Below are 12,255 nucleotides of genomic sequence, written 5' to 3'. Positions count from 1 at the left end.
TGTCAAATAAGTGGCAACTGTATTAAGTCTCTCAATAATCGACTAGGCCAAACCGCTTGGAAAAGAAATCACATCTTCTAAGCTATTCGCGCCTGTGATTACCATGAGTAATCTATCGATACCAACGGCAATACCGCTACAGGGTATTAAAGCATCAGACGCTGCTAATAAATGCTCATCGATTGGCATTTGTGGCAGGTTATGACGCTTACGCAGTTGATTGTCTTGCTCAAACCGTTCTCTTAACGCTTGTCCATCTGCTAGCTCATCATAAGCGTTGGCAATCTCAATACCATTGATATACAGCTCGAAACGTTTAGCGACTGTATTGCCCTCTTTATCAACGCTGTTTTTGCCAGTGCCGCCGTGGCAGGTGGATATTCTATAATCAAGGTCGGTAAGTCGTGACCCAAGTTTGGCTCGACCGCATGACTGAACAGCAAATCCAGCCAGCTTTGACGAACCTCTGTTTCGCCATCTTCTGTATTATCCAAATCACTATTGAAATCAAAACCTGTCAAACCCTTATCTTCTGCTACTGCTTGCAGGGCATCAAGGCTAGCTGTCAGCGGATGTATGCCGACGAAATCCATAAACGCATCAACATAGCGGTAATGACTCATCACCACTGAATGCCCATAAAGCGCCGCTAATAACTCACTTAGCTCAGCCGCCATATCATCCAGACTATAATTCGGCTGATACCACTCAAGCATGGTAAATTCGATATTATGGCGTACGCCTATTTCGTTATCTCGAAATACGGAGCAAATTTGATATATAGGCACTTGCCAGCTGGCAAGTAAACGCTTCATGGCAAACTCAGGTGAAGTATGCAAATAATAAGTACAAGGTTTATCTTGATACGTCACTTGCGCGGCAACTGATTGTAAGAAAGTATCAGTATTGCCAGCCTGCGATAGTAGCGGTGTTTGCACTTCAAGCACTTGATGCGTGGCGAAAAACTGACGAACGGTGATCATCAATTGCGCACGCTGCTGAGCCATTGCCAATGTCATGGTCGGCGCATAGCTGGGTTTTGAAGAAGAGTTACTTTCTTGGGTCATTATTATTTACTGCAATTAAAGGATAAGAATAAGTTCTCAGATGCTACTTTAGGGTTGAGGGCTGCCTAACTTTTACCACTGCCATTCACGGCGTAAGTGATAATCTCGGCGCAACTGATCAAAGTCAGTACTTACTTGACCGTCAGCCAGTTTGCTTCTTAGTGCAGCATCATCGTGCATGATATCGTAAAACTTCTGTAATCTGTCTGGATGTGCTTTTAGCTCAGACCAGAGATAAGTATTGAGCGGTAGCAACTGATGCATCGACAATACAGGCAAGACTGCTAACTTTTCACATAAAGCGTCATAGATGATTTGCGTACCACGCAACTTACCTTCGACCGTATAGCCTGCGATATGAGGAGTGGCGATAGCAATTTGGACAATAAGCACTCAGAAATCTCTGGTTCAAACTCAAACACATCGAGCACTACTTGGCGATCTGTGCGTTCAATATCTGCTTCTAAATCACGCGCATTAATGACTGGTCCGCGCGCACTATTAATCAGCAAGGTATGCGCAGGCATCATTGCCAGCGCATTTGCGTCAATCAGATGCTTTGTTGGATAATCACTGCCACTAGGGTTTGTAGTATCTTTATCGGTTAAAGGCACATGTAAGCTCACTACATCGCTTTGGCTAAGCACTTGCTCAAGGCTGGCATTATTCGTATTCGAGGTAGGCAGTAATGGATCATAGCCTAGTACTTGCCAGCCTAAATCATTGGCATATTGAGCTAGCGTACTACCAATATTACCAAGTCCGATGATGCCCAATGTTAATGGCTTCGTGGATTGCTGCCAATAGTGCGGACGCAACGTCAAAATCGCCGTCAAGACATACTGTGCAACAGAATGTTTACTACATCCAGCCGCATTGGCGAAAGTGATATTTCGCGCCGCCAAATAGTCTTGATCGACATGATCGGTACCGATAGTCGCCGAACCGACAAATTTTACGCTGTTATTATTGGCTAGCAGTGCCTCACTTACTGGCGTCACCGAGCGTATCAACAGCACATCAGGCTGAACGTCTGCGAGCAACTGCGCATTGATATCGCGTCCAGCGACGGTGATTATATTGACCGTCTGCTCAGACGCCTGCCCAAGCATCGAAGCATTAAAAAACGCATCCAAGCTTGCGATATTGCTATCGGCCACGATAGTAATGCTGTCAATAGATTTCGCTCTATTTTGCATAGCGCTTGCAGTATTCTTATTTAACATGACTATGTGCCTCTACTCTGATTCATTGACTGGTGGCAACGTTTGGTTGTCAGACAATACCAAATCCTGCGGGGCAAATATCTCATTTTTATGCTGCGATATCCATTCTCGCCATACCGCCAATCCGATGGCTAGCACCACAGGACCGATAAACAAACCAACAAAGCCAAAAGCCGTTAGACCACCTAATACACCAATAAAAATAATAATAAAAGGGATTTTGGTCGCGCCACTAATCACAATAGGACGGATGAGATTGTCAACCCAGCTGATAACCAAAGTGCCCCATAGTGCCAAGCCAATTCCTTCTACAGTATGACCTTGGCTTAACAACCAAATGGATACACCGCCCCACACAAATGGCGTGCCAAACGGAATCAGGGCGATAATAAAGGTTACGATAGTGAGTAAGATAGGACTTGGTGCACCAGCGAAGTAGTAACCCACACCTGCGAGCAGTGCTTGCGCCAATGCCGTCAAACCAATACCATAAACCACCGCACGCGTGGTCGTACCCACAGAATCAATATAACCATCAATGCGATTGCCAATGATATTACGCAGTGCTTGGCGAATTTGACGCACCAAACTGGTACCATCACGATAAAAGAAAAACAACGTCATCAGCGCCATACCTAACTTGGCAAGACCGCTAAACACCACATCAAATGCTACTTTGCCATAATATAAATGTGACTGTACCCAAATACGAAACGCCTCTAACGTCCCTTCTGGGTTTTTATTGATTCTCCACAGCACATCTTTCACTTGCTGACCGATGATAGGCATATCTTTAATAGAATCAGGCACATCTAAATAGCCCACTTTTATACGATAAATCAAGTTACTGATTAGACTCAAGGCTTCTTGCTGTAGAATAAAAACACCGATAACCAGTGGCACACCTATCATTAAGGAGATACTCACCGTCATAATAGCAGCGCTAAAATTAGGACTCAGCTTTACTTTTTCGTAAAAAAAGTTATAAATAGGAAAGGTAACATACGCTAAAATCGCCGCCCATAATGCGGGTACAATAAAAAACTGTACCACTTGAAAACACAGTACGAACAGCACCACCAACAGAGTAATAGCCAATAGGCGCTGAATAATAAATTCTTTTGTCCAATTTTCAATCATAGCGTATAAACCAAGAGCAGACAGCGAAGATCTATCGCGACCTTGCTGGCAAGTTTATAAATGTGTGATGAATATCAACTCACAGACGGTGCCCATAAAAAGACCCTGTCCATTAGCGGTATTCATTAGCGAGGGGTGTAAACAATCCGTACCAGTAAACCTGCTTTGAGAGCATCAAATCGTAGCATACCGTAACATACTTACGGACGATAGTTTTGACTAACGCAAGATAAATATCAAGCGATTATCACGGCTTATTATGCCGCAAAATACGATAATGATATAACGATATGTTGTAATCTTTACTTACAACTTTCTCTGTATAAGCTTACTAGATGATGACATTAATAGATAGAAGTTGACACATAGATTTAACATGTAAAAACAATGCACTAAAAGGATATTTTACATTCATACTGTAAACTGACCTATTGAAAGGTAATTCACTGGCGCGTTCTATTTGCAACGATAATTGATGCTATACTAAAGCAATTATTTTAAGCTTTTTAATAGCATTAAATTCGTTTGTTCTTATTTATCTGGATCATTCTACATATATAACATTTTTCAGACGATGCGCTACAGCCCTCTTTCATCGTCCTTCTATAGACTATCATAAGATCAAACCTGTAGAGGGGCGTTACAATGTTGGATACTGTGCGTAAGCAAGCTCATCATCTCGGTTCACTATTAGAATTCGATATGACAGAGTGCTATTTTGAGTGAATTTCGGATTTACTTTGATTTTATTTTAAATCAACAATGACCCAACAAATTTTAAACCATATATCGATAGGAACAATAACAATGTCAAAAGACAATGATAATCCCAATATAACTCCCTCAACTGAGGCCAGTAAGACCAATAAAACCCAAGAAACCGTTACTTTTGCATTGGCTCAGTCGCATTTTTTGGTTGGTGATATCACTGCCAATGCTGAAAAAATGCGTGCACTCGCATTGCAAGCTCGCGAGCAAGGTGCGGATGTCATTATTTTCCCAGAACTTGCTTTATTAGGTTACCCACCGCAAGATTTATTACTACGCCCAAGTTTATCTGGTCGCATCAAAAGCGCCTTGTCTACTTTAAGTGATATCGATGACATCGTGATGATTGTCGGTTATCCACATGTCGACCATCATGGTACTTTCAACTCTGCTGCTATCTTGCATAATGGTCATCAAAAAGGCTTTTATCATAAGCAAATCTTGCCAAATTATGGCGTATTTGATGAGCGTCGTTATTTTGATAAAGGTCGTAACCAAGTTTTATTTGACTATAAAGGCATCACAATCGGTCTGCTCATCTGTGAAGACTTGTGGGAAAAAGGCCCTATTGCCGAGCTCAAAAAGCAAGGTGCTGATCTGATTATTAGCTTGAACGCCTCACCTTTTGAGATCGAAAAACAAGACAATCGTAAAACGATGCTGGCTAAGCGTAGCCGTGAGAATAATTTGCCTATCGTCTATGTCAATGCCGTTGGTGGTCAAGACGACTTGGTATTTGACGGTGGTTCTATGGCGGTGCAAGCTGATGGTAGCGTTGCCCACGAAGCACCACGTTTTATGAATCAGTTACTTCTTGCCACTTTAGACGTCAAAACTGCCAAGTTTAATAGTCAAACTAAAGCGCCATTAACACTGAGCCGTGAGTCAGAGATGTATCAAGCACTGGTCGTTGGCCTGCGTGATTATGTCAACCATTCAGGATTCACTGGTATTATCCTTGGTCTATCAGGTGGTATTGATTCTGCCTTAACGTTATGTATCGCTGTTGATGCTTTGGGTGCTGACAAGGTATATGCGGTGATGATGCCTTATGAATATACTTCTCAGATTAGTCTAGAAGATGCTCAAGCACAGGCTCGCCGCTTAAATGTTTCTTATACGGTTTGTCCTATTTTTGATGCGGTTGAAGGTATCCGTCATACCTTAGCCCCACTATTTAACAAATCGCCAGCAGACACCACTGAAGAAAATATCCAAGCGCGTGCGCGCGGTGTGGTACTGATGGCGCTGTCCAATAAGTTTGGGCACTTGGTCATCACCACCGGTAATAAGTCTGAGTTGGCGGTTGGCTATTCGACATTATATGGTGATATGGCAGGCGGCTTTGATGTGTTAAAAGATGTTTATAAGTCGCAGGTTTATAAATTGGCCAGTTATCGCAACCGTTTGGAAGACACTCCTGTCATCCCTGAGCGCGTAATCACTCGCCCGCCATCTGCTGAGTTACGCCCAGACCAAAAAGACCAAGACAGCTTGCCTGACTATGATGTATTAGATGGCATCTTAATGTCATACATCGATGAAGATATGGGCTATCAAGACATCATTAATAAAGGTTTTGACGCTGAACTGGTCGCAAAAGTCATCCAGATGGTAGACAATAGCGAATATAAGCGTTTACAAGCGCCAATCGGTACCAAAATTAGCCATAAAGCCTTTGGACGTGAACGTCGTTATCCATTAGTGAATAAATGGTCAGTAAAAGGCTAAATTAGATTAGCCATTGTTACTTGCCCTACTTTTATTATATAGAACGCGAGCAACATGGCTAATTTAATACTTTTATAAAAAATCAAATTTCTTGATGATTAGCTGGGTGCTTACCCAGCTTTTTTAGTTTCTATAAACCTATTTTCAATGCCAAGCTGTTATAAACAACACTTTCTTTTTGTACTTCTAATCCATTCATTCTTTAACTTCAATTATTTTAATCCCTATATTTTTTACCGAGTATGTCATGAGTTTGCTAACCGCTAGTATCTTTCTTCTTTTATTGCTTGCCCTAAGTGCCTTTGTATCCGCTGCCGAAATAGCCATCGCTGCTGGTCGCAAAATTAAGCTACAAATCATGGCAAAAGAAGGGGATGTCCGCGCATTTGACGTCCTTAAAATGCAAGAGCACCCTGGCAGTTTTATTACTGTCGTACAAGTGGTTTTGAATGCCGTCGCTATCTCAGCTGGTGCGGTCGGTGAGTCAGCTATTAGCCTTATCTAGAGCTTTTGGTGAAGAATGAAGCAGTGTCATCCGTCATATCATTTGTGCTGATCACCAGTTTGTTTTCTCTGCTCGCTGATTTGATGCCCAGACGATTGGCGATGTCAAACACTGAAGCTATCGCTGTACGTCTCGTACGACCAATGATGCTATTGATTTTTATATTCAAACCTGTGATTTGGATATTTGATGGTGCAGCAAATGTCATCTTTGAATTACTGGGTATTTCAACCATAAGGCAAGACGATATGACGCCAGAAGATATTTATGCTGTCATGGATGCTGGTGCTGAAGCTGGCGTACTCAAAAAACAAGAACATCATCTGATAGAAAATATCTTTGATATGCAAGAGCGCACCGTAACGTCGGTGATGAATCCACGTGAAAACATTGTTTATTTTGATACCAAAACGAGCACTGAAAAAGTCGTTGAAGTGATGATTGAACAACCACATAACAAGTTTTTGGTCTGTCAGGAAGATGATCTAGAGCACATTATTGGTTATGTAGAGTCGCGCAGCTTTTTGGCATTGGTTCTTAACCAGCAAGAGGTCAGCTTAACAGACAAAGCCCTACTAAAACCTGCACTCTTCGTTCCTGATACCTTGTCCTTGTTTGAAGTATTAGAGATGTTTAAATCTACAGGCGCTGACTTTGCCGTCATCGTGAATGAGTATGGATTGGTAGTGGGTGTCATCACGCTTAAAGATGTGATGAGTATCGTCATGGGCGAGCTTGTCACCTTGGAGGAGCAACCCATTGTTCAACGTACTGACAACTCGTGGCTAATCGATGGCATGACTCCTATCGAAGACGTCGTACGCGCTTTAGATATCGTTAATCTACCACGCAGTCAGAACTATGAAACCATTAGTGGCTTTATGATGTATATGCTACGCAAGATTCCAAAGAAAACCGATACTATCGAGTATGCCAATTATCGATTTGAGATTATCGCAACGGACAATCTCAAAATCACTCAGATGCTGGTGACTAGAATGGATGAGACTGTCTGATAAATAAAAATTTAAGCTCGTGCGCCAAATATGGCGCTACCAACGCGCACCATCGTTGAACCACTGGCTATCGCCTCTGTCATATCACCGCTCATGCCCATGCTCAGTGTATCCCAAGTATCTAGCTCTGCATGAGCCTCTTTAATCTCATCAAATAACTGCTTGGTACGGGTAAAAGCGTCTGTACCTTCCTTAGCAGGAATAATCATCAAACCTCGCAGCTGTAATCTGTCATACCCCTTGATAGCAGTTATCAAATCAGGTAGCTGTGCTGGCAGGCAGCCTGATTTGCTTTCTTCGTTATCGATATTCAACTGAATCAATACATTCAGTGGGGGTAGCTCAGCTGGGCGCTGGTCGTTTAGGCGTTGAGCAATAATGTCACGCTCAACCGTTTGTACCCAATCGAAATGCTCAGCAATATCACGGGTCTTATTGCGCTGGATACTACCAATATAATGCCAAACAATGCCTTTAGTTTCTGGCTGTCGTTTTAGCGTATCGATTTTTTCGATGGCTTCTTGCAGATAATTTTCACCAAAGTGCTGCTGTCCTTGCTGAGCCAAAGTAGCAATCATATCAGCTGGTTTGGTCTTGGAAACTGCCAGCAACGTCACACTATCTGCTTGTCGTGCCGCATGCTCACACGCTTGAGTGATTTGCTTACTCACTTGCTGCCAGCTCGCAATCAGATTTTGGCTATCAATGTTATTTTCTATTTCTTTCATATATTACTCACGAGAATAATTTAATCCATTTTTTAATCAGTCACTTTTAATGACTTCTATTTTTACTCACTTCTATAATGAACTTTTATTAATTAGGGTTAAACTTTATATAAATGTCTTCTAATCTAGATAAACTCAACAAGGATCGATCTATAAATCAATACTCATAATGACTAATTTTACATTTTATTGGTGTAGTAGATGGTTAATTGTCGGTAGTCTTGTTATTATATTGTTACATGGTTTAACATATGCTACTGAATATAATAGTAATGGTAAAGACCATCGCTACTCCTTTATTAACGTGACCGACTTTAATCAGATCGTTGATCGATTGATAATCACTCCCCTTTTTTGCTCTTTTGTCCTACCCTTATTGATTGATAGGAATATCCGATTATGGCTGAAAAAAACAATTTAAGCATCGAAGACTTGCTGCGCTTTACGGTTAAGCATAAAGCATCAGATTTACATATTTCAGCCGGTATGCCAGCAATGATACGTGTTGATGGTGAAATGACCCGTATTAATATGCCAGAGATGACTCATCAGGTTGTGCATCAGCTTATTTATGACATCATGAATGATAAGCAGCGCGCTGACTTTGAAGAATTTTATGAGACGGATTTCTCTTTTGAGATTCCCAATCTAGCACGTTTTCGGGTAAACGCATTCAATCAAAACCGTGGGGCAGGCGCTGTCTTTCGTACTATTCCGTCCAAAGTTTTGACAATGGAAGACCTCGGTATGGGTGATGTGTTTAAACGTGTATCAGACTTTAAGCGTGGCGTAGTATTGGTCACGGGTCCGACAGGTTCTGGTAAGTCCACAACGCTGGCGGCCATGATTGACTATATCAACGAGAGCCGTAAAGAACATATCTTGACCATTGAAGATCCGATCGAATTTGTCCACGATTCCAAGAAAAGCCTGATTAACCAACGTGAGGTGCACCGCGATACCTTAGGTTTCGAGCCTGCGCTACGCTCGGCCCTACGTGAGGATCCCGATGTTATTTTGGTCGGTGAGCTACGTGACCTTGAGACCATTCGCTTGGCATTGACAGCAGCAGAGACTGGTCACTTAGTATTCGGCACTCTACACACCAGTTCAGCCGCTAAGACCATTGACCGTGTTATTGATGTATTCCCCGCCGCAGAAAAAGACATGATTCGGGCGATGCTATCAGAGTCACTACAAGCCGTTATTTCACAAACGCTTTTGCGTCGTCAAGCAGGCGGACGTGTAGCCGCACATGAAATCATGCTCGGCACACCTGCTATCCGTAACTTGATACGTGAGAATAAAATTGCTCAAATGTACTCTGCTATCCAAACAGGTGCAGGTGAAGGTATGATTACGCTGGATCAAACGCTCAAAAACCTAGTAGCAAAAGGCACCATTAGTAAAGACGTAGCCCGTCCTTATGCCAAACAGCCTGAGGCATTCTTGTAATATTATTAATCGTGCGTCACTGGCTTATAATGATTGACGATTGATATGTGAGTCAATAATACAAGCATTCATAAGCCATGGTATGGCTTACTTTTATTGCTACTGGCGATTTTTAAAACATGATTTTAAATACTTTTTTAATCGATTTACATCGAATGCAGGTACGATATGGACATTGATAAACTATTGCAGTTAATGATCAATAAAAATGGCTCGGACCTTTTTATTACCGCTGATGTAGCGCCTTCCATGAAAGTGAATGGCAAAATTGCCTGTTGGTAAAACGCCTTTAACCGCTGAGCAAACCATGCGATTGGTCAAAGGCGTCATGACACCCAACCAGCAAAAAGAGTTTGAAGAGACCAACGAGTGCCAATTTGCCATTGCTGATGAAGCACAGCAAGCACGTTTTCGGGTCAGTGCCTTTATACAGCGTGATATGGCAGGGATGATTTTACGGAAAATTGAGAATAAAATTCCGACTGTCGAAGAGCTGCGTTTGCCGCCCGCGTTAAAAGAGCTGGCAATGAAAAAACGCGGTATCATTCTGCTAGTGGGTGCGACAGGTACAGGTAAATCAACGACCCTTGCTTCTATGATCGGACACCGTAATCAAAACTCGCATGGTCACATCATTACCATTGAAGATCCTATCGAGTTTGTTCATAAACATCGTGGTTGTATTATTACCCAGCGTGAAGTTGGTATCGATACCCATTCATTTGAAGCAGGGCTAAAAAACACGTTACGCCAAGCACCTGATGTTATTTTGATTGGTGAGATTCGTAACCGTGAAGTCATGAGTTACGCGATCCAGTACGCTGAGACAGGGCATTTGGTGTTTGCAACCTTACACGCCAACAACGCCAACCAAGCGATTGACCGTATCATTCACTTTTTTGAAACCAGTCGCCACAATCAGTTATTTATGGATTTGTCGCTCAACTTGCAAGCCATTATCGCGCAGCAGCTGATTCCCACTCCTGATGGTAAAGGACGCCGTGCAGCTATTGAGATTTTATTGAACTCACAGCTGATTAGTGACTATATCCGTAAAGGCGAGGTTCATGAAATCAAAGATGTCATGACACGATCGCGGGATAGCGGCATGCAAACCTTTGATCAGGCTCTTTTTGACTTATATGAGCAAGGAGAAATCACCTATAAAGAAGCCATTCTTCATGCTGACTCTCCTAATGATTTACGCCTAAAAATCAAACTCAGCAGTAAAAATGGCACCGCCAATCTGGATGAAGGTGCGGATAACTTATCATTAGATATCAGTTAAGCGTGGCTTTTGAGCGTTGTTATTCGTTTTTGCCATAAAAACTTATAAGAAAGCCTCATATTATTATGAGGGATTTTCCTATTTTATACGTGGCGATAACGCACTAAAAACGATATCAAAGGTAGATCATGCTCACCAATTAAAAAATTACTTGATGCTATCCCGACACTCTTGGTCATTACAAATACCGTATAGCACCAATGAATGACCTGATAACTTAAATCCATGCTTTTCTGCGACTTTAAGCTGCTCTTCTTCGATGACTTCATTATGAAATTCTATAATCTTGCCACAAACGTCACAAACCAAATGGTCATGATGGCCTTCTTGGGTAATCTCGAACACCGATAAATTATTTTCGAAGTTATGACGCTCGACGATACCAGCTTGTTCAAACTGCGTCAGCACTCGGTAGACAGTCGCTAAACCCACATCCTCACCTTGCTCTATCAGTGCCTTATAAACCTCCTCAGCACTCATATGATGCAACTCTGCACTCTCTAGTAACTCTAAAATCTTGATGCGAGGTAACGTGACTTTTAATCCCGCTTTACGTAAATCTTGATTGGTAAAAGAAGCCATAATATCCCTTCTGACTGTGACAGTCTTAGCAAATAAAGAACCAAAAATATGAGATAAATAATCGTTAATGATTATTTTTTATAATATATAAAACATTTTAATAACAGCAGACTGGCTGATTTGACCTCATGTCCAAGCCTGTTATTTTCTATAATAATCCTAACGCAAGTCTATGAATTTAAAATATAAATAATAAAATGACTCAGGTAGCATTTGGTAAATAATGTCGTAAGTGGTAGGAAATTGCAAGTAAATGACGTATCATTTGTCCAAGATTGTCGGCCAGACTCGCATTAACAACCTCTGGCTGCGCCTAATTCATTTCTTATGAGTCATCTTACCATGATAAAGACATTAACTTTTCGTCCGTTAAGCCCTGCAAGCGTATTACGCAAGATTGTCATAACCAGTATGCTTAGCGCTACTGTCGCTATGTCTGGCTGCTCATTATTGAGTGTTTATAAGATTGATTTGCCACAAGGCACTGCCATCACTCAAGCACAAGCGCAAAAACTGCAAGTGGGTATGAATCAAAACCAAGTCCTTTATATCCTTGGTAGCCCAGCTATTAGAGACACCTTAGAACCTAAGCGTTGGGATTATATTTACGATTACAAAGCAGGGACAGAAGGTAGCCGCAAGGGTATTGCTGATGTCAAAAATGCCAGTCAGCACTTAATTATCTACTTTGATAATAATGGTTTGGTCAATCGTATTGAAGGTATCGAAAGCCTGCCTGCCTCATAATC

The 12,255-nt window shown here is 41.8% G+C and carries 8 protein-coding genes and 3 pseudogenes; 6 read left to right on the top strand and 5 right to left on the bottom strand.

The genetic code is table 11. The features are described from left to right. Nucleotides 1–42 precede the first annotated feature (42 nt). The 3 genes and pseudogenes from epmA to TT12_RS12540 all read right to left on the bottom strand — a co-directional run bounded on the left by epmA (nucleotide 43) and on the right by TT12_RS12540 (nucleotide 3,433). Nucleotides 43–1,067: pseudogene (gene epmA / locus TT12_RS12550) on the bottom strand (EF-P lysine aminoacylase EpmA). Between the two features lie 72 nt (nucleotides 1,068–1,139). Beyond that, nucleotides 1,140–2,245 (bottom strand): annotated as a pseudogene (locus TT12_RS12545) (4-phosphoerythronate dehydrogenase). A 60-nt stretch (nucleotides 2,246–2,305) separates the two neighbouring features. Continuing rightward, nucleotides 2,306–3,433, bottom strand: coding sequence for an AI-2E family transporter (locus TT12_RS12540; protein WP_045455346.1), 1,128 nt, complete (start codon nucleotides 3,431–3,433; stop codon nucleotides 2,306–2,308). 807 nt (nucleotides 3,434–4,240) lie between these two features. Between TT12_RS12540 and TT12_RS12535 the strand changes: the two genes are divergently transcribed. The 3 genes from TT12_RS12535 (at nucleotide 4,241) to TT12_RS18635 (ending at nucleotide 7,453) form a co-directional block, all read left to right on the top strand. Continuing rightward, the gene (locus TT12_RS12535) at nucleotides 4,241–5,932 is read left to right on the top strand and encodes an NAD+ synthase (RefSeq protein ID WP_045455343.1); all 1,692 of its coding nucleotides are present in this window, start codon (nucleotides 4,241–4,243) and stop codon (nucleotides 5,930–5,932) included. A gap of 247 nt (nucleotides 5,933–6,179) precedes the next feature. Next, nucleotides 6,180–6,437 (top strand): CNNM domain-containing protein, encoded by a 258-nt coding sequence (locus tag TT12_RS18640; protein ID WP_279378903.1) that lies wholly within the window; start codon nucleotides 6,180–6,182, stop codon nucleotides 6,435–6,437. An 8-nt stretch (nucleotides 6,438–6,445) separates the two neighbouring features. Next, nucleotides 6,446–7,453, top strand: coding sequence for a hemolysin family protein (locus tag TT12_RS18635; RefSeq protein WP_306304352.1), 1,008 nt, complete (start codon nucleotides 6,446–6,448; stop codon nucleotides 7,451–7,453). 11 nt (nucleotides 7,454–7,464) lie between these two features. Here the strand turns inward: TT12_RS18635 and TT12_RS12525 are convergent, their stop codons facing one another. Further along, complete coding sequence (locus TT12_RS12525; RefSeq protein WP_045455340.1) at nucleotides 7,465–8,181, bottom strand: YggS family pyridoxal phosphate-dependent enzyme; 717 nt, start codon at nucleotides 8,179–8,181, stop codon at nucleotides 7,465–7,467. A gap of 399 nt (nucleotides 8,182–8,580) precedes the next feature. On the opposite strand from TT12_RS12525, the gene TT12_RS12520 reads away from it, so the two are divergent. Together TT12_RS12520 and TT12_RS12515 are read left to right on the top strand one after the other, a co-directional pair. Continuing rightward, on the top strand, nucleotides 8,581–9,636 hold the full coding sequence (locus TT12_RS12520) for a type IV pilus twitching motility protein PilT (protein ID WP_045443495.1): 1,056 nt from the start codon (nucleotides 8,581–8,583) through the stop codon (nucleotides 9,634–9,636). A gap of 168 nt (nucleotides 9,637–9,804) precedes the next feature. Further along, a pseudogene (locus TT12_RS12515) lies at nucleotides 9,805–10,924 on the top strand (PilT/PilU family type 4a pilus ATPase). A 147-nt stretch (nucleotides 10,925–11,071) separates the two neighbouring features. Here the strand turns inward: TT12_RS12515 and fur are convergent. Continuing rightward, on the bottom strand, nucleotides 11,072–11,506 hold the full coding sequence (fur, locus tag TT12_RS12510) for a ferric iron uptake transcriptional regulator (protein ID WP_045443492.1): 435 nt from the start codon (nucleotides 11,504–11,506) through the stop codon (nucleotides 11,072–11,074). A gap of 327 nt (nucleotides 11,507–11,833) precedes the next feature. Here fur and TT12_RS12505 point away from each other — a divergent pair, with 327 nt between their 5' ends. Next, on the top strand, nucleotides 11,834–12,253 hold the full coding sequence (locus TT12_RS12505; RefSeq protein ID WP_045455336.1) for an outer membrane protein assembly factor BamE: 420 nt from the start codon (nucleotides 11,834–11,836) through the stop codon (nucleotides 12,251–12,253). Nucleotides 12,254–12,255: the final 2 nt, after the last annotated feature.

This window comes from Psychrobacter sp. JCM 18903, assembly GCF_000586475.1.
Taxonomy (GTDB): domain Bacteria; phylum Pseudomonadota; class Gammaproteobacteria; order Pseudomonadales; family Moraxellaceae; genus Psychrobacter.
Note: the sequence above shows the minus strand (reverse complement) of the source record. Positions and strands in the feature narration are given on the sequence as shown.

Coding starts and splice junctions, on each gene's coding strand:
- TT12_RS12540 (WP_045455346.1), bottom strand. CDS start 3,433: ATGATTGAAAATTGGACAAAAGAATTTATTATTCAGCGCCTATTGGCT.
- TT12_RS12535 (WP_045455343.1), top strand. CDS start 4,241: ATGTCAAAAGACAATGATAATCCCAATATAACTCCCTCAACTGAGGCC.
- TT12_RS18640 (WP_279378903.1), top strand. CDS start 6,180: ATGAGTTTGCTAACCGCTAGTATCTTTCTTCTTTTATTGCTTGCCCTA.
- TT12_RS12525 (WP_045455340.1), bottom strand. CDS start 8,181: ATGAAAGAAATAGAAAATAACATTGATAGCCAAAATCTGATTGCGAGC.
- TT12_RS12520 (WP_045443495.1), top strand. CDS start 8,581: ATGGCTGAAAAAAACAATTTAAGCATCGAAGACTTGCTGCGCTTTACG.
- fur (WP_045443492.1), bottom strand. CDS start 11,506: ATGGCTTCTTTTACCAATCAAGATTTACGTAAAGCGGGATTAAAAGTC.
- TT12_RS12505 (WP_045455336.1), top strand. CDS start 11,834: ATGAGTCATCTTACCATGATAAAGACATTAACTTTTCGTCCGTTAAGC.